This window comes from Mycolicibacterium baixiangningiae, from assembly GCF_016313185.1.
Lineage (GTDB): Bacteria > Actinomycetota > Actinomycetes > Mycobacteriales > Mycobacteriaceae > Mycobacterium > Mycobacterium baixiangningiae.
Genome location: NZ_CP066218.1, coordinates 3945311 through 3967741 on the forward strand (window position 1 = coordinate 3945311; position 22431 = coordinate 3967741).

At 68.5% G+C, this 22431-nt stretch carries 23 protein-coding genes and 1 pseudogene; 6 read left to right on the plus strand and 18 right to left on the minus strand.

Translation table 11 applies throughout. The features are described 5' to 3' along the window. Positions 1 to 17: 17 nt before the first annotated feature. Positions 18 to 1580, plus strand: a complete 1563-nt coding sequence (locus I7X18_RS18660; RefSeq protein WP_193043520.1) for a polyamine aminopropyltransferase — start codon at positions 18 to 20, stop codon at positions 1578 to 1580. Here I7X18_RS18660 and ligA read toward each other — a convergent pair. Continuing rightward, on the minus strand, positions 1577 to 3691 hold the full coding sequence (ligA, locus tag I7X18_RS18665) for an NAD-dependent DNA ligase LigA (RefSeq protein WP_193043521.1): 2115 nt from the start codon (positions 3689 to 3691) through the stop codon (positions 1577 to 1579). The genes I7X18_RS18660 and ligA overlap by 4 nt on opposite strands. Positions 3692 to 3736: 45 nt before the next feature. Here ligA and I7X18_RS18670 point away from each other — a divergent pair, with 45 nt between their 5' ends. Further along, positions 3737 to 4132: an MmcQ/YjbR family DNA-binding protein gene (locus tag I7X18_RS18670; RefSeq protein WP_232375271.1), complete on the plus strand. Its 396-nt coding sequence runs from the start codon at positions 3737 to 3739 to the stop codon at positions 4130 to 4132. A 37-nt stretch (positions 4133 to 4169) separates the two neighbouring features. Beyond that, on the plus strand, positions 4170 to 5777 hold the full coding sequence (locus tag I7X18_RS18675; RefSeq protein WP_193043522.1) for a 4-coumarate--CoA ligase family protein: 1608 nt from the start codon (positions 4170 to 4172) through the stop codon (positions 5775 to 5777). Positions 5778 to 5864: 87 nt separating this feature from the next. On the opposite strand, the gene I7X18_RS18680 is transcribed toward I7X18_RS18675, so the two are convergent. Beyond that, the gene (locus I7X18_RS18680; protein WP_193043523.1) at positions 5865 to 6113 is read right to left on the minus strand and encodes a hypothetical protein; all 249 of its coding nucleotides are present in this window, start codon (positions 6111 to 6113) and stop codon (positions 5865 to 5867) included. Between the two features lie 144 nt (positions 6114 to 6257). Continuing rightward, positions 6258 to 7268 (minus strand): uroporphyrinogen decarboxylase/cobalamine-independent methonine synthase family protein, encoded by a 1011-nt coding sequence (locus I7X18_RS18685; protein ID WP_193043524.1) that lies wholly within the window; start codon positions 7266 to 7268, stop codon positions 6258 to 6260. Positions 7269 to 7320: 52 nt separating this feature from the next. Between I7X18_RS18685 and I7X18_RS18690 the strand changes: the two genes are divergently transcribed. Continuing rightward, positions 7321 to 7959, plus strand: coding sequence for a sensor domain-containing protein (locus tag I7X18_RS18690; protein WP_193043525.1), 639 nt, complete (start codon positions 7321 to 7323; stop codon positions 7957 to 7959). 10 nt (positions 7960 to 7969) lie between these two features. Here I7X18_RS18690 and I7X18_RS18695 read toward each other — a convergent pair whose 3' ends face one another. The 3 genes from I7X18_RS18695 to I7X18_RS18705 are packed head-to-tail and all read right to left on the minus strand — an operon-like array spanning position 7970 to position 9483. Continuing rightward, complete coding sequence (locus tag I7X18_RS18695; protein ID WP_193043526.1) at positions 7970 to 8551, minus strand: VOC family protein; 582 nt, start codon at positions 8549 to 8551, stop codon at positions 7970 to 7972. Further along, on the minus strand, positions 8548 to 8838 hold the full coding sequence (locus tag I7X18_RS18700; RefSeq protein WP_198730458.1) for an NAD-binding protein: 291 nt from the start codon (positions 8836 to 8838) through the stop codon (positions 8548 to 8550). The genes I7X18_RS18695 and I7X18_RS18700 overlap by 4 nt, the downstream gene beginning before the upstream one ends. Before the next feature lie 45 nt (positions 8839 to 8883). Continuing rightward, positions 8884 to 9483, minus strand: a complete 600-nt coding sequence (locus I7X18_RS18705) for an NAD(P)-dependent oxidoreductase (RefSeq protein WP_319017956.1) — start codon at positions 9481 to 9483, stop codon at positions 8884 to 8886. A gap of 168 nt (positions 9484 to 9651) precedes the next feature. Here I7X18_RS18705 and I7X18_RS18710 point away from each other — a divergent pair, with 168 nt between their 5' ends. Continuing rightward, on the plus strand, positions 9652 to 10275 hold the full coding sequence (locus tag I7X18_RS18710; protein ID WP_193043527.1) for a TetR/AcrR family transcriptional regulator: 624 nt from the start codon (positions 9652 to 9654) through the stop codon (positions 10273 to 10275). 22 nt (positions 10276 to 10297) lie between these two features. On the opposite strand, the gene I7X18_RS18715 is transcribed toward I7X18_RS18710, so the two are convergent. From I7X18_RS18715 to I7X18_RS18725, 4 genes are all read right to left on the minus strand, one after another. Continuing rightward, on the minus strand, positions 10298 to 11023 hold the full coding sequence (locus I7X18_RS18715; protein WP_269751277.1) for an amidohydrolase family protein: 726 nt from the start codon (positions 11021 to 11023) through the stop codon (positions 10298 to 10300). A 13-nt stretch (positions 11024 to 11036) separates the two neighbouring features. After that, positions 11037 to 11246, minus strand: coding sequence for a hypothetical protein (locus tag I7X18_RS29865; RefSeq protein ID WP_269751278.1), 210 nt, complete (start codon positions 11244 to 11246; stop codon positions 11037 to 11039). 57 nt (positions 11247 to 11303) lie between these two features. Next, the gene (locus I7X18_RS18720; RefSeq protein ID WP_193043528.1) at positions 11304 to 12494 is read right to left on the minus strand and encodes an alpha/beta hydrolase family protein; all 1191 of its coding nucleotides are present in this window, start codon (positions 12492 to 12494) and stop codon (positions 11304 to 11306) included. Between the two features lie 169 nt (positions 12495 to 12663). After that, positions 12664 to 13521, minus strand: a complete 858-nt coding sequence (locus I7X18_RS18725; protein WP_193043529.1) for an oxidoreductase — start codon at positions 13519 to 13521, stop codon at positions 12664 to 12666. Between the two features lie 100 nt (positions 13522 to 13621). Here I7X18_RS18725 and I7X18_RS18730 point away from each other — a divergent pair, with 100 nt between their 5' ends. Continuing rightward, positions 13622 to 14446, plus strand: coding sequence for a helix-turn-helix transcriptional regulator (locus I7X18_RS18730; RefSeq protein ID WP_193043530.1), 825 nt, complete (start codon positions 13622 to 13624; stop codon positions 14444 to 14446). A 94-nt stretch (positions 14447 to 14540) separates the two neighbouring features. Here the strand turns inward: I7X18_RS18730 and I7X18_RS18735 are convergent, their stop codons facing one another. From I7X18_RS18735 to I7X18_RS18765, 8 genes and pseudogenes are all read right to left on the minus strand, one after another. Next, on the minus strand, positions 14541 to 15758 hold the full coding sequence (locus I7X18_RS18735) for an acyl-CoA dehydrogenase family protein (protein ID WP_193043531.1): 1218 nt from the start codon (positions 15756 to 15758) through the stop codon (positions 14541 to 14543). 96 nt (positions 15759 to 15854) lie between these two features. Further along, positions 15855 to 16066: pseudogene (locus I7X18_RS29665) on the minus strand (5,10-methylene tetrahydromethanopterin reductase); the annotation flags it as partial. A gap of 227 nt (positions 16067 to 16293) precedes the next feature. Beyond that, complete coding sequence (mnmA, locus tag I7X18_RS18740; protein WP_193043532.1) at positions 16294 to 17373, minus strand: tRNA 2-thiouridine(34) synthase MnmA; 1080 nt, start codon at positions 17371 to 17373, stop codon at positions 16294 to 16296. Then, the gene (locus I7X18_RS18745; RefSeq protein ID WP_404822713.1) at positions 17373 to 18518 is read right to left on the minus strand and encodes a cysteine desulfurase family protein; all 1146 of its coding nucleotides are present in this window, start codon (positions 18516 to 18518) and stop codon (positions 17373 to 17375) included. Before I7X18_RS18745 ends, mnmA begins: the two co-directional genes overlap by 1 nt. Positions 18519 to 18613: 95 nt before the next feature. Beyond that, positions 18614 to 19450, minus strand: coding sequence for a lysophospholipid acyltransferase family protein (locus I7X18_RS18750; RefSeq protein WP_193043534.1), 837 nt, complete (start codon positions 19448 to 19450; stop codon positions 18614 to 18616). Next, positions 19447 to 20280, minus strand: coding sequence for a GNAT family N-acetyltransferase (locus I7X18_RS18755; protein ID WP_193043535.1), 834 nt, complete (start codon positions 20278 to 20280; stop codon positions 19447 to 19449). Before I7X18_RS18755 ends, I7X18_RS18750 begins: the two co-directional genes overlap by 4 nt. Before the next feature lie 147 nt (positions 20281 to 20427). Beyond that, positions 20428 to 21384: an electron transfer flavoprotein subunit alpha/FixB family protein gene (locus I7X18_RS18760; protein ID WP_193043536.1), complete on the minus strand. Its 957-nt coding sequence runs from the start codon at positions 21382 to 21384 to the stop codon at positions 20428 to 20430. A 35-nt stretch (positions 21385 to 21419) separates the two neighbouring features. Next, the gene (locus I7X18_RS18765) at positions 21420 to 22220 is read right to left on the minus strand and encodes an electron transfer flavoprotein subunit beta/FixA family protein (protein ID WP_193043537.1); all 801 of its coding nucleotides are present in this window, start codon (positions 22218 to 22220) and stop codon (positions 21420 to 21422) included. Positions 22221 to 22431 lie beyond the last annotated feature (211 nt).

Genomic DNA, 22431 nt, shown 5'->3' on the forward strand with positions numbered 1-22431 from the left:
ATGACGGCGACGGACTCATGACCACGACGGAACCCGCAGCCGCCGACCCGGCGACCGACCGGCCCACCACCCGGTGGCGGGCGTTGCTGCTGGCCGCCGTCGCCGCCTGCGCCGCCTGCGGTCTGGTCTACGAACTGGCGCTGCTGACCCTCTCGTCGAGCATGCACGGCGGTGGGATCGTCGCGACGTCGCTGATCGTCGCGGGCTACGTGGCGGCGCTGGGCGCGGGCGCGCTGGCGGTCAAACCCCTGCTGGGGCACGCCGCGATCGCGTTCGTCGCCGTCGAGACGCTGCTCGGGGTCATCGGCGGTCTCTCGGCCGCCGCGCTCTACGTCACGTTCGCATTCATCGGCGGTTCGACATGGGTGCTGGTGGTCGGCACGGCGCTGATCGGCGGCCTCGTCGGCGCCGAGGTCCCGCTGCTGATGACGCTGCTGCAACGCGGACGCACCGCCGGCGCCGCCGACAGCGGCCGCGTGCTGGCCAACCTCAATGCCGCCGACTACTTCGGCGCGCTCGTCGGCGGCTTGTTCTGGCCGTTCCTGCTGCTCCCCCACCTCGGCATGATCCGCGGTGCGGCCGCCACCGGCGTCATCAACCTCGTCGCGGCGGCCGTCGTCGCGGTGTTCCTGCTGCGCCACATCGTCTCCGGCCGGCAACTGGGCGTCGCGCTCGGTGTGCTGACCGCCGCCCTGGCGCTGCTGGTCACACTGCTGATCCGCGCCGACGACATCGAAACCACCACACGCCAGCGGCTTTACACCGACCCCATCGTCGCGTTCGCCCGCTCGTCGTACCAGGAGATCGTCGTCACCAAACGCGGTGACGACATGCGCCTCTACCTCGACGGCGGTCTGCAGTTCTCCACCCGCGACGAGTTCCGCTACACCGAGAGCCTGGTCTACCCCGCACTCGGCGACGGCGTCCGCTCGGCGCTGATACTCGGCGGTGGCGACGGGCTGGCCGCCCGGGAGTTGTTGCGTCAGAAAGATATTCAAGAAATCACTCAGGTGGAGCTCGATCCGGCGGTCATCAGCCTGGCCCGCACGACGCTGCACGAGACCAATCGTGGCGCCCTCGACGACCCGCGCGTCACCGTCGTGGTCGGCGATGCGATGAACTGGCTGCGCACGGCCGACCGGACGTTCGACGCCGTGATCGTCGACCTGCCCGACCCGGACAATCCGGTGCTGGGCCGGTTGTACTCGACGGAGTTCTACGCTCTGGTCACGCGGGCGCTGGCGCCCGGCGGTCTGATGGTGGTGCAGGCGGGCAGCCCGTACTCGACGCCGACGGCGTTCTGGCGCACCGTGTCGACGATCGAGTCCGCCGGTTTCGCGGTCACCCCGTACCACGTGCATGTGCCCACATTCGGGGACTGGGGTTTCGCGCTGGCCCGTCGCGGGTCGACGCCCCCGACGCCCACCGTGCCCGATCATGTTGGGCCGCTGCGGTTTCTGAACCAGGAGGTGCTCGACGCCGCGACGGTGTTCTCCGCGGACGTGGCGCGCCGGCACCTGGAGCCGTCGACCCTGGAGCACCCCCGCGTCGTCGACGACATCCGGAAGGGCTATCGCTAGTCCGCCGGCTCCTCGGGCCCGTTCTCCAGCAGGCGACGGAACCCGTCCTCGTCGAGAACCGGCACACCGAGTTCCACGGCCTTGTCGAATTTCGAGCCGGGTGCGTCTCCGGCGACGACGTACGCGGTCTTCTTCGACACCGACCCCGCCGCCTTGCCGCCGCGGGCGATGATCGCCTCCTTGGCCTCGTCACGCGAGAACCCGGGCAGCGACCCCGTCACCACGATCGAGAGCCCCTCCAACGTCCGGGCGATGCTGGCATCGCGTTCGTCGGCCATCCGCACCCCCGCGGCGCGCCACTTCTCGACGATCGCGCAGTGCCAGTCGACGGTGAACCACTCCTTGACCGCGGCCGCGATGGTCGGGCCCACCCCCTCGGTAGCGGCGAGTTGTTCCTCCGAGGCCTCGATGATCGCGTCGAGGCTGCCGAACTCGGTGGCCAGCGCGCGCGCCGCCGTCGGCCCGACATGGCGGATGGACAGCGCCACCAGCACCCGCCACAGCGGTTGGGCCTTGGCCTTACCGAGGTTGGCCAGCAGCCGCCTGCCGTTGGCCGACACCACCCCCTTCTGCGTGGTGAACAGCGACGTGCGAAGCAGGTCGTCCTCGGTGAGGGTGAAGAGATCGCCCTCGTCGGTGAGCACCCCGGCCTGCAGCAGCGCGATGCCCGCCTCGTAGCCCAGGCCCTCGATGTCGAACGCGCCGCGGCCGGCGACGTGGAACACCCGCTCCCGCAACTGCGCGGGACAGGTGCGCGAGTTCGGGCAGCGGATGTCGGCGTCGCCCTCCTTGGCGGGGGCCAGTTCGGTGCCGCACTCGGGGCAGTGCGTGGGCATCACGAACTCGCGCTCGGAACCGTCCCGCAGATCGACCACCGGGCCGAGCACCTCGGGGATCACGTCACCGGCTTTGCGGATCACGACGGTGTCGCCGATCAGCACACCCTTGCGCTTGACCTCTGAGCCGTTGTGCAGCGTCGCGAGCCCGACTGTGGAACCGGCCACCTTCACCGGTTCCATGTAGGCGAACGGGGTGACACGGCCGGTGCGGCCGACGTTGACCCGGATGTCGAGCAGCTTGGTCTGCGCCTCCTCGGGCGGATACTTGTACGCCACCGCCCAGCGCGGAGCACGGGAGGTCGAGCCGAGCCTGCGCTGCAGGGACACGTCGTCGACCTTGACCACGAGCCCGTCGATCTCGTGTTCGACGTCGTGGCGGTGCTCACCCCAGTAGGCGATCCGCTCGGTCACCGCGTCGAGGCCCTGCACCCGGGTGGTGTGCGTGGAGACCGGCAGACCCCAGTCTTTGAGCGCTCGGTACGCATCGTGCAGCGTTGTGAACGGGAACCCCGCAGGACCTTCTATCCGTCCCAGTCCGTGGCAGATCATGTGCAGGTTGCGCCGCGCGGTGACCGCCGGGTTCTTCTGCCGCAGCGAACCCGCGGCGCTGTTGCGGGGGTTGGCGAACGGCGCCTTGCCCTCGGCGACCAACCCGGCGTTGAGCTCCTCGAAGTCGGCGATCCGGAAGAACACCTCCCCGCGCACCTCGAGCACCGTGGGCACCGGGAACTCGTCGGAGGCGGTGAGCCGCTCCGGGATGTCCTCGATGGTGCGGGCGTTGAGCGTGACGTCCTCGCCGGTGCGGCCGTCACCGCGGGTGGCGGCCCGCTCGAGTTTCCCGTCGCGGTACACCAGGGCCAGCGCCACTCCATCGATCTTGAGCTCGCACAGATAGTGGGCGCCCTCCCCGATCTCACTCTTGAGCCGGCCCGCCCAGGCGGCGAGTTCGTCGGGGTCGAACACGTTGTCCAGGCTCAACATCCGCTCGAGGTGTTCGGCGGGGGTGAAATCGGTGGCGAACCCGGCGCCACCGACCAGCTGGGTCGGCGAATCGGGCGTGCGGAGCTCTGGGTGTTGGTCTTCGAGGGCCTGCAGCCGGCGCAGCAACGTGTCGAACTCCGCGTCGGTGATGATCGGTGCGTCGCGCACGTAGTAGCGGAACTGATGCTCGCGCACCTCGTCGGCCAGCTCCTGCCATTCGCGGCGCAGGTCGGCATCGAGTGCGTCCTCAGCCTGTTCGGCCAGCGCCGCCTCGGCGTCTTTCGAGCTCACGTAGGAAGGCTATCGCGCTGCACCGACACGATTTAGCCTGGAGTTGTGCCGCATCCGATCATGTTTCGCGACCACGATCCCGGGCTGGCCGAGGTGCGGGCGATCGCGCTGGGTTATCCCGAGGCCTACGAGAAGGTCTCACACGGACGGCCGTGCTTCTTCGTGTCGAAGATGTTCGCGATGTACGGCGGCAGCACCAAGGAGACCGGTGAGATGACCACCGTGCCGCACTGCGTGCTGGTCAAGGTCGACGAGTCCGACCGGGAGGCGCTGCAGGCCGACGACCGCTTCTTCCTGCCTGCCTACCTGGGCCCGTCGGGCTGGCTGGGGCTGGACTTCGACCGGGCCGACGTCGACTGGGACGAGGTCCGCGAACTCATCGACGCCTCGTTCCGGTTGGTCGCGCCACGCCGGTTGGTCAAGCAACTCGACGGACCCTGACCGCGCGTGGCGCCGCTCGTGGTTCGATCGGGGCACCATGAGTTTCGCCAGCCCGTACCCCGCCGTCCAGATCCCGACGACCAGTGTCTACGACTACCTGTTCAACGACCTCAGCGACACCGACGCCGCTCGGGTCGCCCTGATCGACACCCGCTCCGGCGACCAGCTGACCTACGGCGAGATGCTCGCCCGCATCCACGCCTTCGCCGGCGCGCTCGCCGACCGCGGTATCGGGGTGGGTGACGTCGTCGGCCTGCACGCACCGAACAGCTCGGCCTTCGCGATCGCCTTCCACGGCATCCTCCGCGCCGGCGCGACGGCCACCACGATCAACGCCCTGTTCACCGCCAAGGACGTCGCCAAGCAGCTGACCGATTCCCGAGCCACGATGCTCGTCACCGTCACGCCGCTGCTGGCGCAGGCCGCCGAAGGTGCCGCCGCCGCCGGACTCGCCGACGACCGCGTGATCGTGCTCGACGGCCCCGGAGCTGCCGCTGACGGACACCCCAACGCCGCGGACCTGCTCGGCCCGGGCCTTGCGCCGCCGGAGGTGAGCTTCGACCCGGCCACGCACCTGGCGGTGCTGCCCTACAGCTCGGGCACGACCGGCAACCCCAAGGGCGTCATGCTCACCCACCGCAACCTGGTGGCCAACGTCGCGCAGATCCGTCCCGTGCAGGGCATGACCGCCGACGACCGCATCCTGGCGGTGCTGCCGTTCTTCCACATCTACGGGATGACGGTGCTGCTCAACGCGGCGCTGCACGCCCGGGCAGCGCTGGTGATCATGCCCAGCTTCGACCTCACCGAATTCCTCGCCAACATCGCCGACCACAGGTGCACCTACGCGTTCATCGCGCCGCCGGTGGCCGTCGCGCTGGCCAAGCACCCGCTGATCGACGAGTACGACCTGTCCTCGCTGCAGGGCATCATGTCCGGGGCCGCACCCCTGGACGCGGACCTCGGCCACGCGGTCGCCGAGCGCCTGGGCTGTGCGGTGGTGCAGGGCTACGGGATGAGTGAGCTCAGCCCGGTCAGCCATGTCACGCCGTTCGACGGCGGCACCGCACTAGTCGGGACCGTGGCGCCTCTTGCGTCGAGCGGCTGGACCGTGCCGAATTCGGAGAGCAGGCTCACCGACCCGGAAACCGGTGCCGAGATCGACGTTCCCACAAGCGGTATGAGCGCGACCGGTGAGCTGTGGTTCCGCGGCCCCAACGTGATGGCCGGCTACCTCAACAACGAGAAGGCCACCCGGGAGACCATCGACGACGACGGGTGGTTGCACACCGGCGACCTCGCCCAGGTGGACGCGCACGGCTGCGTCTACATCGTCGACCGGCTCAAGGAGCTGATCAAGTACAAGGGTTACCAGGTGCCGCCCGCCGAACTCGAGGCAGTGCTGCTGAGCCACGATGCGATCGCCGATGCGGCCGTGATCGGCGTCGTCGACACAGAATCCGGCGAAGAGGTGCCGAAGGCGTTCGTGGTGCGCCAACCCGACGCGTCGCTCACCGAGGCGGAAGTGATGGATTTCGTCGCCGGTCAGGTCGCCCCGTACAAGAAGGTGCGCAAGGTCGAGTTCATCGACGCGATCCCGAAGTCGGCGGCGGGCAAGATCCTGCGGAAAGACCTCCGCCGCTGAGGCTCTCCGTTACGCCGAAACTGCGGTGAGATCACCGTTTCGACGGTTTTGGTGATCTCACCGCAGTCTCGCGGGCGTTGAGCTGGGTCAGCGGGTGGTGACGTAGACGACGCGGTCGTCGTTGTCGTAGCGGACCGAGACGATGCTGGACTGGTCGAGGGGCTTGTTCATGCCCTGCTGGCTGACGCGGACCTCGTAGCCGCGGTCGTCGAGCGAGCTGATGCCGTCCTGGGCGTTGCCGGGCCCGGCGGGGGCGGCCTGGGCGGGGGCGGCGAAGGCCAGGAATCCGGTGGCCAGTCCGCCGGCGATGATGGTGGCGAATCCGAACTTGTTCATTTTCGTACCTCTTCGTGTCCGTTCGGTCTGGAGGGTTTTCCTGGCCGGTCTGATTGCAATAACCTGCAGGTCAGCGGCTTCCATCCCGTTGGCAGTGATTGACCGACCGCTGGCAGGAAATGATCGACGGACGCGAAGGCGCCACTAGATCTCGTCGGGGTCCTCGGCGAACGCGTCAGCGGTCTTCTGCGTGAGTTCGACCGCGATGCGGGCCCACTCCGGCGTGGCGGTGGCCAGCCCGCAGGCGGGGGTCACACCGATGCGCTCACGCAGCACGGCGCGGGGGAAGCCGAGGCGGTCTGTCAGCGACACCGCCGTTCCGGCGACGTGTTCGACCGACGGCCGCGCCGCTGGTGAGGTGCCCGGCACGACGCCGAGCAGCACCGTGCGCCCCGACTCCACGAACTCGCCGATACCGTCGAGGTCTTCGGGGGTGAGCGTGACGGCGTCCACCGACACGGCTTGGATTTGACTGCGCTGCAACAATTTCCATGGTAGTCCGACCGCGCAGCTGTGCAGCGCCACCTCACCGCCGACGCGGGCGACGCAGTCGTCGAGCAGTTGGGTGGCCACCACCTCGTCGACGGGATGCACCGGGGAGAAGCTCGTCACCCCGGTGAGGCGGCCGGCCAGCGCTGCCGGCAGCAGTGGTTCGTCGAACTGCACGACGACCGGGGTGTCGAGCCGGCGCGACACCTCCGCACGGTGCACGGCCACACCCTCGGCCAGGGAGCCCGCCAGATCGCGCACGGCGCCGCGGTCGGTGAGCGCGCGGTGGCCGCCGGGGAGTTCGAGTTCGGCGGCCAGTGTGATCGGCCCGGGCGCCTGCACCTTGACGGTGCGGCCGGAGCCGCGCAGACCGGCCTTCTCCCACGCCTCCTCGAGCGCGTCGACGTCCTCGTCGAGCAGGCTGGTGGCGCGGCGGACCGCGGAGCTGCGACCGTGGGCGATGCGGTAGCCGCGGGGGACGATGTCGATCCCGATGTCGACCAGCAGCGCTCCGGCGCGGCCGATCATGTCGGCGCCGATCCCCCGGGACGGGAGTTCCACCAGGTGCGGCAGGGTGTGCAACTCGCCGACGACGACTTCGGCCGCCTCCCGCGGGTTCGCTCCGGGCCAGGATCCGATGCCGGTCGCGGCGGCGTAAACAGTCACCCGGTGCACAGTATGCGACGCGGTTAGGCTCGTCTTCAGGAAGGGGACGGCGATGACCGCACAGGCCAGGACGCTGCTGGCGGCCGCTGCAGCCGTGCTCACCGCCGGGTGCGTGTCAATGGTCGGCGGCACCGCGGTCCGGCCGGTGCCCGGCCTCGACGACGACTCCCGCTCCCCCGTCGACGTCGACACCGTGCTTCTCGAGACGGCGCAGATGCAGGCGATCACCGGGGCTGGTGAGGATCTGTCAATCATTCCCAGCATGGACGGCAAGATCCCGGTGGACATCGAACCGCTGATGGAACAGATGCCCGAGCAGTGCGCGTGGCTGTTCGCCGAATCGCAGACGTTCGGCGATGAGGTCGAGGAGTTCCACAAGACGACGTTCCAGAATCCGCCGGACGGTGGCCAGATCTCGCAGGGCGCCGCCGGGTATCGCGATGGGCCGACCGCGCGGCGCGCGTTCGACGGGCTCGTCATGCAGGTCGACGGTTGCGGGACAAGCGATTACGGTCCGGCCTATATCGGCGAGTGGACGGCGACGCCCGATGCGGTGCACACCCGGCCCGGTGACTGCGGCCGCGATTACCGCCTGAAGTCGGCGGTCCTGGTCGAGGTGACGTTCTGCGCATTCACCGAATCGGTGCCCGACATCGTGATGACGAACATCCTCGCCAACGTGCCGGGTTAGCAGCGTTCACTCAAGGCGCAGCGCTACCGGGGTTCGAAGGACGTTCTATGAGCGTTGGTGGTTCCAGTTGCCCGGGCTGCGGCCAGTTGGAGAAGGCCTCGGCGTAGCTGTGGCTCATGACCTCCAGAACTGTCCCCCACGGATCGGCCGCGTAGGCGAGGACCCAGGGCCGTCCCGGTACGAACGTCGTCGGCTCGGACAGCATGGCGCCGCCGTTGGCCACGATGACGCGGAGGGCTTCCGCCACGTCCGGGTAGGTCATGCACACATGCCATGGTCCGCGGCGGGTGAAGTCGATCGACATGTCGTGGTCTCGGTCCCGGACCGGCGGGTCGATGAATTGGAAGAGTTCGATGCCGACGTTGTTGCCGCTCAGCAGGTGCGCCTGCCACGCGCGCTGAAAGCTCGGGCCCAGCGAGGACCCTGCTTCGCGGTGACCAGTCGACTCCAGCAGCCTTGGCCCCATGATGCAGCGGAAGCCGAATACCTTCCCGTACCAGTCGATCGCGGCGAATACGTCGGGCACCGTCACGCCGACGTGGTTGATCGCCCATGGCGCCAACGGTGCGCGCTCTCCTCTTTCGACGGTCATGCGCCCTGCTCCTCACGGTCGATTCCGGCTGCCCGCGCTGCGAGTTCGTACAGCGTCACGTAGTCGTCCTCGCCGTAGCCGTAGCCGATCGCGGTCTGAATGAGATGGTGGGTGGCTGCCGCCAAGGGCAGCGGCACCTCCAGAGCGCGCGCTGCCGCCAATCCGAGGTCGAAGTCCTTGCGAAGGCTCCGCGAGGTGAACGTGGGTTCGTAGTCGCGGGACCGAATGGCGTTGCCCTTGTTCTCGATGAACGTGGACGCCAAGACGGTGCCATTGATGAAGTCCAAGAACGCCGCCGGGGCGACGCCACCCTTCTCGGACAGGGTGACGACTTAGGCCAGCGCTTCGGTGATGATGCCGAGCAACAGGTTGTGGCATAACTTCACCAGGCGCGCTTCTTCATTCAGCCCGCAGTGCACGACGCTGGCCGCGATTGTTTCCAGATAGCCACGAGCGGCCTCAAAGGCTTCCTTGGGACCGGACGCGACGATGGCTGCTCGACCCGCTGCGACCATAGTTGCGTTGCCGCTCACCGGCGCTGAGAGCATTGCGGTGCCACGATCGGCGGCCGCGCTGCGCACACGGTCGGCCGCGTCTTCGGACACTGTGGAGCAGTCCACGAGCAGCTTTGGTGCCGTCGTGCCGGCCAGCAATCCGCCTGGGTCCAGAGTGACGGCAAGCAGGTCTGGGGAGGCCATCACCGTGGTGAAGACGACGTCACAGCCAGTCAGTTCATCGATGGTGTCGACCTGACCGGCGCCGGCCGCCACCAGCGCCGCGGCCTTCGATGCGGTGCGGTTCCACACAGCGAGGTTCGTGGTCCCGCCTTTCAGGAGCCTCGTCGCCATGGCGGTGCCCAGGCGACCGGTACCCAGCCACCCAATTCGTATATCAGACATCGCGTTTCCCTCCATCGACGTACTGGCTCTCATGAGCTGCGCCCTCAGCGGCGCGGGCTCCTGTCGACCACACCAAGTGGATGTCAAGCATCTTTGACTGAACAGTACAACATCGCGGGCCGATGTGCTGATCGTCGTTGTTGGACCGGTCGTTCCACGACGAGTAGGCTCCGATGTGATCGACGGGAGGAGTTGTCGCGTATGTCGGGCCGCAAGCAGTTCGATGTGGAAACCGCGGTCGACCAGGCCATGCGGGTGTTCTGGCAGCGCGGATACGCCGATTCATCGCTTGAGTTACTCAGCGCCGCAACTGGTTTGGGGCGCGGTTCGCTATACGGAACCTTCGGCAGCAAGGACCAGCTCTTTCGGCGGGCACTCGAAAGGTATTCCGCCATCTACAGCGCCCGCTTCGACGCGGCGCTCGCCGGTGCTCGCACCGATCCGGTGGCAGCGGTCAGAGCAATGCTGGACGTCGTACTGGACCGCATCGCCGACCCCGACGTTCCGGACGGGTGCTTGGTCGCCCAATCCGCCATCGAGTCACCACTATTGGCCTCCGATAGTGCAACATGCGTGCGGGATCTCCTCGGTAAGCAGTACGCGCGGGCCAGGTCTGCCCTCGATGTCACCCACAGCGATCCGACGCTGCTCGACGAACTAGCGACATTCGTCGTCGCCGTGATCCAATCGTTGGCTGTGCTGAGTCGAGGTGGGTCGTCAATGGGTCAGCTGCGGTCCACAGCGCGGCTTGCCTGCGAGACCGTCGACCAGCAGCTGACCCAGGCAGGAGTTGCCACGGGGTCGAGAAAGTCACCAACGACGTGACGTGCGAAGGCGCCTGTCGGACTCACAGCCTTCTGTAGGCCAGCCGAGGGAACAGCCTCGCCGCGTTGTCGTGATTTATCGCCGCGCTCTGCTCGCCGGCTCCAGCGTCGAGTAACTCGGTGAACCGCGTGCCCACAAACTCTGGGGCGTAGGGAAAGTCGCTGCCGTAGAGGATGCGGGCGGGATCGGCGAACGCGAGGAAGCTCGGTAGGGCGTCTGCGCTGGACGACAATGCGGTGTCGAAGTAGAACCTCTTGAACGTCGCTTCGAGTGCATCCGCCGAGGGGCCCTGCTGATCGAGTCCGGATTGCAGCAGGCAGAACCGCGTGACCGCATAGGGAAGGAACCCGCCGGCGTGCGAGAGGATGACCTTGAGGCGCGGGTAGTCGTCGAGCACTCCGTTGAACACCATGTGCACCGCCGTGCGGGTCGAGTCGTAGGGGTAGTCCACCAACGGGCCTGGCACGTCAGGGAGTGTGGGGATCAGCGGGTGGCCGGGATGAATGAACACCACGGCGGAGTGCTCGTTGAGCGCGCTCCACAGCGGCGCGAATTGCGAGTCACCGAGGTAGACGCCGTCGCAATTGCTCAGCAGAACCACGCCGTCGGCATTGAGCTCCTCGAGGGCGAAGCGCGCCTCGGAGACAGCGCCGTCTACGTCAGGCAGCGGCAGCGTCGCGAAGTTGCCGAAGCGGGTGGGTCGCTCGGCGACCAGTGTGCCCACGTATTCGTTGACGCGGCGAGCCATCGAACAACGCCGATCATCCGGCCAACCCACGACGCTCGGTGCAGTAAAGGGACAGGATGCTCGTAGCAATCTGATTCCGGTCCATGAAGTTCAGATGGGCGTCGGGACTCCACGACGGCAGTGTCCAGCCGGAGGGATCACCGCCGCAGCCGGGCAACGCCTCTCCCCAGAAGGGTGGGATGACATGGGTGTGCACATCGATTCGTTCGGCAGAGGGCGTCACGGGTTACGGCTCCTACGAGTGGCGGCGGATGGACTTCGATCAGATTCCTTCGGCCGCTCAGGCCCGGACCGTGTCGTCGAGCCAGTCGAACATCCGCTGGTGGAACAAGGTGAGCGCACCCTCGTGGCAGTGCTCGCCGGCACCCTCGGCCGCCGTGAACGCCAGGAAGGTCTTCGGGCACCGCAGGGCCTCGTAGAGAGCAGCCGGCTGCCCGCGGAAGAACTGGTCGTGTTCGGCGTCGCACACCAGCGTCGGGCAGCGGATCTGAGCCGCGACGTCGGTGAGGTCGTACTTGTCGACTTCGTCGAGCAGTTCTCGGGCGTTCGCGACGTCGAAGACCCACAGCGCGCTCGACAGTGCCCATCGCGGCGAGGACGGCAATGTCGTTCGCTCGGCGAGCATGGCGTCCATCGCCGCGACCCGCTTCGACCCATCGTGATCGTCGGGTTCGGGCTTGGGCGGCAAGCCCGGAGGCAAGGTGAAGATGCCGTCGTAGGCAATGCATGCGGCGAGCCGGTGCTCGAACGCGGCCGCGCGCGGTGCCAGGTAGCCGCCCATGCTCATCCCGAGAAGCGCGACGCGATCGGCATCGACCCCGCGCAGAGTGAGGGCGAAGTCCAGCACGGGGGTGACCGCAGCCTCCCAGTCGTACCGGAAGGGCAGATGCTCCACGCGCAGGGCCGATCCCTGCCCGGGGCCCTCGAAGATCAGGCAGTTCCACCCGTATCGGCCCGCGGCCTCCCCGACGGCGTAGAACATCTCCTCGACTGTCGAGTCAAAACCCCCGTGCGCCAACAACGTCGGCCCGGGATCATCTCCGCTGACGTTGAGGTAGTAACCCTCCAGCAGGATCCCCTCGTAGGGAATGCGCACCCGTTCCCACCGCCCCTGAATGTGCGCTGCGCTTCGAAACGTTTCGATGGCGCGGGCGGAGGTATCCGCGACCCGCGGATCGTTGCGGGGGTCATCGCGAAGGAAGAACTCCGCGGTCCGGTAGTAGTTGGAGGCCCGCAGGTAGGCGCCGGCGGCGCTCACCGCGTGCCCACCTGCGGCGCACTCGTCGGCGATGGCCGCGATCCGGTCGGCAAGACCCCGCCATTCGCGATACCAGGACTCCCAGTCCATCGGCGTGATCCGCTCCGCGGTGGTGATGACCTCGCCGATGTCAGCTCCCCCGTAGACGCTGTACCCGACCGCGCGCAATGTCTCGAACGAGAACGATTCGTCGGTGTCGAAGATGAAACGCATGACCACTCCTCAATAGCAGCAACTGTTGATTGCGCCCCGCTGACGACTGCGGGACTCATCCGAAAAGCAACCGGGTGTACCGATTACGGCCGCGAATTCGGCCAAAGGCACCGAACGGCAGGCAGATTGGCCGACGTGGCCAGCTCGAGGTGGTGCCGAGCTGGGCGCGTCACGGGGAACGCCAGTCGGCGCTGACGGTCAACGCCTCATTGGCGTCGACCTCGGCGCGGAGGCGATCCAAACGCGCGCGAACCCCACCGAGTGCGTCGGAACCCAACAACAGACGCAGCGGCGGTTCGGCGGCGTCGACGACTGCCGCCATGGCCGATGCCGCTCGCGCGGGGTCACCGGGCTGATTGCCCGACACCGCCAGCGTGCTCTCTCGACGCTTGCCGGCCGTGTCGTCATAGTCGGCGATGCGCACGGGTGATTGCTGCATCGAGGCGCCGGCCCAGTCGGTGCGCATCCCGCCCGGCTCGACGATCGTGACGTGGACGCCTAGCGGGGAGAGCTCACCAGCGAGGGACTCCGACAGGCCCTCCAGAGCGAACTTGGTTGCGTGGTAGTAGCCCGTGGCGGGGAAGGCGGCCAACCCGCCGAACGACGGCACGTTGAGGATGCGGCCGCTTCGGCGGGCCCGCATGCCGGGCAACACCGCCTTCAAGACGGTGGTCACGCCGTGCACATTGGTGTCGAAGAGTCGGCGCACGGCCGCGTCCTCGCCCTCTTCGATGGCAGCCAGATATCCGTAACCGGCGTTGTTCACCAGGACGTCGATCCGCCCGAAGACGCCCTCGGTCTCGGCCACGGCAGCGCCGACCGATACCGGATCGGTGACGTCGAGTGTGAGCGGCAGTGCGCGGTCACCGTACGCCTGCGCCAGCGCCGTGACGGCATCCCGATTCCGGGCAGTCACGGCGACGCGGTCGCCGCGCTCGAGGGCGTGGGTGGCCAGGGCTCGGCCGAGGCCGCTCGAACATCCCGTGATGAGCCAGACGGGCGAGTGCACATCAATCGGTGAAGTCATGTTTTCCATGGTGGCCACCGTCCGCACGGCGGCGCCACGCCTTGTCAAGGGTGGTGCTAGCAGGGCTAGTGTCCGCGCGAAACGCCCCTACGATGAGGGGATGGAAGCAGAGATCCACTCCCTGGGGTCGTTCCTGCGTAGTCGCCGTGAACGGGTCGACCCGGCTGCGGCGGGAGTGGTCCTGCTCGGCCGCCGTCGCGTGCCAGGGCTACGCCGCGAAGAGCTGGCGACCCTCGCCGGCGTCAGCGCCACCTACTACGCCCGCCTCGAGCAGGGCCGCGACCGCCACCCTTCACCCGAGGTGCTCGACGCCATCGCCGACGCGCTGCGGTTGGACACCGCCGAACGAGACCATCTGCACCGCCTGGGTTCTCCGGCATCTCGGCGCGCCACCAGGGGCCGCCCAATGGCCGAAGCCGTTCGGCCCGGTGTGAGCGAACTGCTCGCGCTGTGGTCGGCCTTCCCGGCCTTCGTGGTCAACGCCCGCCGAGACGTCCTCGCCGCGACCGAACTGGCCGAGCGCATCAACCCAGGATGGAGCCCGGGTTGCAATCTCGCCGTCTTCACCTTCCTCGACGCGCGCGCCAAGGAGACCTACCCCGACTGGGACATCATCGCCGGCCAGGTCGTCGCCGGGCTGCGCACCGCGTCCGCGGCCTACCCTGACGGTGATGTCGGGGGGCTCATCGAGTACCTCACCACCGAAGACGCCACTTTCGCCAAGCTGTGGTCCACCCAGGACGTCTACGCCCGCACCATTGGCCAGAAACGCTTCGCCGTCAAGGACTTTGGCGTCATCACGCTGCAATTTGAAGCCTTCAGCGTCGACGGCGCACCCGGTCAGACACTATTCGTCTACTTCCCGTCGCGGGGCAGCTCCGATGAAAGCGTGTTCGCGCACTTGCAGGCGCGGGCGTATTCGTGACAAGGCGCCAGGTAGCGCCCCGCGCGAAACAGCATTCCCGGTCGTCAAGGCGACACCTTGACAGCCGGGAATGCTGTTTCGCGGGCGAAGCCCTTTAGAAGTAGCCGCTCCCCGGCAACCGCGTCTGCCGCACGTAGTAGGCACCCAGCGCTTGCGCCTTGTACGACGTCGGGTTGTGCGACGCCAGCGTGCGGATGTTGCGCCAGTGCCGGTCGAGCAGGTGGGCCTGCCGCACCACCGACGCGCCGCCCACGTCAAAGATCTGCGACGCCGACTTCTGCGCGAGCCCGTCGACCACGATCTTGGCCGCGGCCGCCCGCAGCGACGCCTCGTGCGCCAGGTCCAAACCAGGATCGGTGCCGGCCACATCGGCGTCGAACGCGGCCGCCAGCGCGTCGGCCGCCGCCAGCACCGTCGCCTCCGATGCGTATGCCGCCGCGGCGATTTCTCCGATCTCCCGCTGCAACAGCGGGTCATCGGCGGGCGTAGTAGTCGGCGCCCATGCGAAGCTGCGCGGCCGCTGGAGCACATGCGCCACCGCGTCATCCCGAAGCGCTTGCAGCACACCGGCTTCCAGCGCCGTCACATACAGCTGGAAGAACGCACCCGACAGGTACAGCGCCGGCGGCTCGGTGTCGGCGTCCGGCGGCGCGAACTGCAACAGCTCGTCGGCCGACACGGCGACGTCGTCGAAAATCGCGGTCCCCGTACCGGTGGCGCGCTGCCCCATACCGTCCCAGTCGTCGAGCACGGTCACGCCGGCCCGATCCGTGGGCACCAGCGCGATCACCGTCGCACCTTCGGGATTGCTGGCCAGCACCTCGGCATAGTCGGCGTAGAGCGTGCCGGTCGTGAAGAACTTCCTGCCGTTGAGCCGGTAACCGTCACCGTCGGGGGTGAGCTTGGTCTGCCAGGTGAATGCCCCGGCCGGCGCCGAACCCAGTTCGGTCGACGCATTACCGACGATCATCCCGCTCAGCGCAAGGTCGATCGCCCGCCTGCGTTCAGCACCGCCCAGCCGCAGCCGCTCCTCGACGAATGCGAAATGGCCACGCAGGATGTGGGCGACGTTGACGTCGGCCGCGGCCAACGCGATCACCGTCGCGAACAGGTCGCGCAGGCTCGCTCCGCCGCCGCCGTCGGCGCTGGGCACCCGCAGTGCGCCCAGGCGCGACTCGCGCACCAGATCGATGACGGCGAAGGGTCGCTCGCCGGTTCGTTCGCGCTCAAGAGCGCCCTCGGCGATCTCCGTGATCAGCCGCGTGAGGCGGTCCGGGCCGAAGGTGACGCGTTCGGTCGAGGTGGTGGTCATCGAACTGCCTCCGGGGAGACGCGACGGTAGCCCGCCGTGCGGTGGATTTCGGGTAGCCGCTCTCCGCGGCCGAACAGCTTGTGCCGCAACGTGCCCGGCCACGGCGTCACGCAGCACCTCCTTGGTCGGCGCCCCGATGAACACCACCTCGGCGTCTCGGCGCCGAACTGCCGTCCTCGGGTCGACACGCCCGCCTGGTACAGCACCGGCGTCCGCTGCAACGACGGTTCACACAGGTGGACGCCGGGGACCTGGAAGTACTGCCCCACATGACCGATCGGGTGGATCTTGTCGGCGCGGGTGGGGTCGGTGATGCGGGCAGGAGGCGGCAGCGCGGGAGGCAGGCATCGGGGTGGTGGTTCTTTCCGTCGACTGCGCCACGCTCTTGCGGCCGGCGACGCATCGTGAACTAGGGCTTGGTCACCATGCCGGACCGCAGTCACTTGCGTAAGCGATGAAATCGCCACGATTCTTAGTAACGCCACGGCGAGATTCGCGCGCGAGAATCGCCACCCCGTTACGTAACAGGGCTCAGCTAACGCCCGTCGGCCGCGCTGATCGTCGCGCTTGCCAGCACTTCATCGCCGGACGGATCGGGCCGGTAGAGCACCAGCGTCTGCCCCGTCGCGACACCGCGCAGCGGCGCCCGCAACTCCACCGACAGCACGCCGGAATCAACAGACGCCACCGCATCGGCGAGCCCGCCGTGCGCACGCACCTGGACCTGGCACTCGACGGGGCCCGTGAACGCGACTCCCGAGGTGAACACAGGCCGCTCCCCGATGAGTTTCCACACCTCGAGATCCTCGACCCCACCGACGCGCACCGTCCCGCTCGAGGCGTCAATGGAGGTGACGTACCGCGGTCGCCCGTCCGGCCCTGGCCCGGCGATACCGAGCCCCTTGCGCTGACCGATCGTGAACCCGTGCACGCCTTCGTGTTCGGCGAGCACTGCACCGCCGGCGTCGACCACCGCACCGCGCCGTACCCCGATCCGCGCACCCAGGAACGCCCGGGTGTCCCCCGACGGGATGAAGCAGATGTCGTGGCTGTCGGGCTTGTCCGCGACGGCCAGACCGCGCTCCGCGGCTTCCGCGCGGATCTGCGCTTTGGGGGTGTCGCCGATCGGGAAGACCGCGTGCCGTAGCTGCGAGGCGGTCAGCACCCCGAGCACGTAGGACTGGTCCTTGTCGTGGTCGACGGCACGACGCAGCCGGCCGTCGGACAGCCGCGCGTAGTGGCCGGTGGCCAGCGCGTCGAATCCCAGTGCCAGGGCGCGTCCCGACAGCGCCGAGAACTTGATCTTCTCGTTGCACCGCACACACGGGTTCGGCGTCTCACCGCGCTCGTAGGACGCGACGAAGTCGTCGATCACATCCTCTTTGAAGCGGTCCGCGAAATCCCAGACGTAGAACGGGATGTCGAGCACGTCGGCCACTCGGCGCGCATCCCCGGCATCCTCCTTCGAGCAGCATCCCCGCGAGCCGGTGCGCAACGTGCCGGGAGTGGCCGACAGCGCCAGGTGCACACCCACCACGTCATGGCCGGCGTCGACCATGCGTGCCGCGGCGACCGAGGAGTCGACGCCACCGCTCATCGCAACTAGAACCCGCATCAGTCAACAACTCCCGATGCCGCGAGCGCGGCCTGGCGCGCCCTGTCGACCGCCGCCGGCAGCGCGTCGAGGGCCGCGTCGACGTCGGCGTCGGTACTCGTATGGCCCAGCGACAGCCGCAACGAACCCCGCGCGCTCGCCGGGTCGGCGCCCATCGCGATCAGCACATGCGACGGCTGCGCCACCCCCGCGGTACACGCCGAGCCGGTCGAACACTCGATTCCCTTGGCGTCCAACAGCATCAGCAGCGAATCACCTTCGCAGCCGCGGAACGTGAAGTGCGCGTTGCCCGGCAGCCGGTCCACGCGGGCACCGTTGACGTAGGTGTCGTCGATCGTCGCCAGCACGCCGTCGATCAACCGGTCGCGCAGCGCCGACACCCGCGTGCGATAGGCCTCCAACCCCTCGACAGCGATCCGGGCCGCCGCCGCCATCGCGACCGCCCCCGCCACGTCGGCGGTGCCGGAACGGACGTCGCGCTCCTGGCCGCCGCCGTGCAGAAGCGGTACGCAGGCCGTGTCGCGGCGCAGCAGTAGCGCACCGATTCCGGTGGGACCGCCGAACTTGTGCGCCGTCACGCTCATCGCCGACAGCCCGCTCGCCGCGAAATCCACCGGGATCTGGCCGACGGCCTGCACCGCGTCGCTGTGCATCGGGACCGCGAACTCTGCGGCGATGGCGGCCAGTTCGGCGATCGGCTGCAGGGTGCCGACTTCGTTGTTCGCCGTCATGATCGACACCAGCGCCACGTCGTCGCAGGAGCGCAGTACCTCCCGAAGCGCGGCCGGGGCCACCGATCCGTCGGCCTCCACCGGCAGCCAGGTGACCTCGGCGCCCTCGTGGTCCACCAGCCACTGCACCGCGTCGAGGACGGCGTGGTGCTCGATCGGCGTGGTGACGATGCGGTTGCGTCGCGGCTCGGCGTCGCGGCGGGCCCAATAGATGCCCTTGACCGCGAGGTTGTCGCTCTCGGTCCCGCCGGCGCAGAAGATGATCTCCGAGGGGCGGGCGCCCAGCAGGCGCGCCAGCGTCTCGCGGGCCTCTTCCATCCGGCGGCGCGCGACCCGGCCCGCTCCGTGCAGCGAGGAGGCGTTACCGACGGTGGTCAGCACCGCCGTCATCGCCTCGATGGCAGCGGGGTGCATCGGGGTGGTGGCGGCGTGGTCGAGGTAGACCGACTTCGTCGAGGTCATGGCCCATCCAGAATAGCCGCCGAGCCGGCACCGGCCGGATCGCCGGGTCAGGCGGCCAGGGTGTGGGTCGCCAGGGGCGCCGTCACGGCCCCGCGGACGGCCGTTTCACAGCGGGCGGCCAGGTCGCGGCGATCGTCCCCCGGCAACTGCAACGACTCGACGCCGATGTGGCAGACGGTCCGGCGCGCGGTGATCACCCGCCGCACCGACGCCAGCAGGGAATCGTCGCCCACGAACGCGGGCACGGTTGACCTGCGCCCGTCGTGGTGCCGGTAGGTCATGCGCAGCGGCTGCACCGGGCGACGCGCGTCCACCGCGGCCTGGAACATCGCCGGCCGGAACCGCCCGTACCCCAGCCCACACCACGTGGTGCCCTCCGGAAAGGCGACGACGGTGTGCCCGGCCCGCAACCGCTCGGTCACCGCCGCCACGACCGCGGGCAGCCGGCGCAGGCTTCCCCGGTCGATCGGGATGACCTTCATCAATCGGACGACGGGTCCCAGCGCCGGCCAGTCCACCAGGTCAGCACGCGCGACGAAGGACCCGGGCAGCACCGCTCCGACGGCGACGATGTCCAACCAGGACACGTGTCCGCTGACGACGAGGACACCGCGCAGGTTGCGGATCGGCCCGCCGGACACCGCGATACGCACACCGAAGCTGCACAGCATCAGCCGGCAGTACGCGCGCTGCACATGCCAGCGGCCGGGCAGCGGTAGCGCCAGCAGCCACACGAAGGAGAACAGCAGCACCGCCGCGCAGACCCGCAGCGCGGTGCGCACCGCCACCCACCACCTGCGGCCCGGCCGGTCGGCACCGGCGTGGACGCAACTGGCGTCACAGGTGGCGCGCTGCAGCCAGGCGTGCTCGTTGACCAGCGTCATGACACCAGCCCGTTCACCATGTCGCCGGCGGCCGACACTGATCTCAGCCGGCGCAGATAACGCGTGTCGGCGTCCCGCTTGTCCAGCAGTGCCGGGAAGTCGCCGACGCCGAAGTCGGGGTCGTGGGCGGGGTCTCCACACACCTGCGCACCCAATCGCAGGTAGCCGCGCATCAGCGGCGGCACGGTGACCCGCGCCGGTGGCGCGATGTCGTCGAGGCTGCGGCCGTCGACGACCACCGGCCGGTACGGGTGCACGGTGTAGCGCTCGGGGGCGGCGTGACGGCGCCGCACGAAGTCGCGGACACCGCGCACCTGGGTGCCCGGGGGCTCACCGGGCGCGCCGGCGACCGGGATGGAGACGCAACCGGTGACGTAGTCGTAGCCGCAGCGGTCGAGGTAGGCGAGGATGCCGGCCCACATGAGCAGCACCACGCCGCCGTTGCGGTGGTCGTGGCGCACCACGGCGCGGCCCATTTCGACCAGCGACGGCCGCAGCGGGTCGAGTGCCCGAACGTCGAATTCGGTGGCGGTGTAGAGGCCGCCCGCGGCGACGGCGCCGGTTGGGGGCAGCATCCGGTAGCAGCCGACCAGGTCGCCGGAGGTGTCCTCACGCACCAGCAGGTGGTCGCAGTACTCGTCGAATCGGTCGGCGTCTCGACCGTCGGCCGCGCCGGCCAGCGCGAAACCGGGTTCGGAGGTGAACACGTCGTGACGCAGCCGCTGAGCGGCGGTGATCAGGTCGGGGTCGGTCGACAGGAGCAGCGAGTACCGCGGGATGTCCGTTGTTCGGGGGTGTTCGGCGGCGATCAGTACAGAGACAGCGCTCATATGCAGCACCGTCGTCCAGCTGTTCGGCGCGACGGCAATCACCGCGTGACGTGTTCGTGCACGCTCGGTGACGAGTTGTGTCGGACCCCGGGTACGCAAAAACCCCGGCGCCGGGGCCGGGGTTTCGCGTGGTGATGGTCGGGTGGATCAGCCCTTGCGCGCCTTGACCTTCTCGGTCAGCTGCGGGGTGACCTTGAACAGGTCACCGACGACGCCGAGGTCGGAGATCTCGAAGATCGGCGCCTCTTCGTCCTTGTTCACCGCGATGATCGTCTTGCTGGTCTGCATCCCGGCGCGATGCTGGATCGCCCCGGAGATGCCCAGCGCGATGTACAGCTGCGGCGAGACCGTCTTACCGGTCTGGCCGACCTGGAACTGACCCGGGTAGTACCCCGAGTCGACCGCCGCACGCGACGCGCCGACCGCACCGCCGAGCGCGTCGGCCAGGTCCTCGACGATCGAGAAGTTCTCCGCGCTGCCGACACCACGACCGCCGGAGACGACGACGGTGGCCTCGGTGAGCTCCGGGCGGTCGCCGGCCACTGCGGGCTCGCGCTTGGTGATCTTCGTCGCGGTCTCGGCCTGGGCCGGCACCTCGACGGTGACGACCTCGCCTGCGCCGTCGGCGGGCTCGGCGTCGATCGCGCCTGCGCGCACGGTGATCACCGGGGTGTCACCGGTGACCTCGGCCTCGACGGTGTAGGCACCACCGAAGATCGAGTGGACGGCCTTGCCGCCCTCCTTGACCTCGATGACGTCGGTCAGCACACCGGACCCGATGCGGGCCGCCAGCCGGCCGCCGATCTCCTTGCCGTCCGCGGAGGCGGCGAGCAGCACAGCCGCGGGGCTGTTCGACTCGGCAAGCGCGGCCAGCACGTCGACCTGCGGGGTGACGAGGTAGCTCTCCGCGTCGTCGGATTCGGCGACGTAGACCTTGGCCGCGCCGGCGGCTTTGAGACCGTCGATCAGCGGCTCGGCGGTGCCCGGCTTGCCCACCACGACAGCGGAGGGCTCACCAAGGGCGCGAGCGGCGGTGATGAGCTCGCTGGTGACCTTCTTCAGTGCACCTTCGGCGTGCTCCACGAGCACGAGTACTTCAGCCATGTTTCTTCTTCCGGTCCTTCGTGTCTCGGGGAGTCTTAGATGATCTTCTGGGCAACCAGGTACTCGGCGACCTTGCTGCCGCCTTCACCCTCGTCGGTGACCTTCTCGCCCGCGGTCTTCGGCGGCTTCGGCGTCGACGTCAGCACCTTGGAACCGGCGTTGGCGACACCGACCTCATCGGACTCGACACCGATCTCGGCCAGCGTCAGCGTCGTGACTTCCTTCTTCTTGGCGGCCATGATGCCCTTGAAGGAGGGGAAACGCGGCTCGTTGATCTTCTCGTTCACGCTGACCACGGCCGGCAGCGACGCCTCGAGGGTGAACACGCCGTCGTCGGTCTCGCGCTCACCGGTGACCTTGCCGTCCTCGACGGTGACCTTGCGCATGTGGGTCAGCTGCGGCAGGCCCAGGTACTCGGCGATGATGGCCGGCACTGCACCGCCCGCACCGTCGGTGGCCTCGTTGCCGGCGATGACCAGTTCGGTGCCCTCGATGGCGCCCAGCGCGCGGGCCAGCGCCCACCCGGTCTGCACCATGTCGGAACCGTGCATGCCCTCGTCGACCAGGTGCACGGCTTTGTCGGCGCCCATGGACAGCGCCTTGCGGATCGCCTCGGTGGCCCGCTCCGGGCCTGCGGTCAGCACGGTGACCGTGCCCTCGACGCCGTTGGCGGCTTCCTTCTCCTTGATGAGCAGCGCCTCTTCGACGGCGCGCTCGTTGATCTCGTCGAGCACGGCGTCGGCGGCTTCCCGGTCCAGCGTCCAGTCGCCCTCGGAGAGTTTGCGCTCGGACCAGGTGTCAGGGACCTGTTTGATCAGGACCACGATGTTCGTCATGAGATGGTTCGTCCTCCTCGATGAGGCCGGCCGTCGGTCGGCCCGTTACCACGTTTGTGAAACTGGCACCATGTTACTCGTCAGTAACTACAGGTGGTTTGCAGGAACACCATAGCTGGTCGAAGTTCATGCCCCCGCCTCACCTACCACCGCCAACCCGTCGCGAACTGTTCACGAACCGGCCGCGAACCCGCCGCCTGGGTTAGCCTGC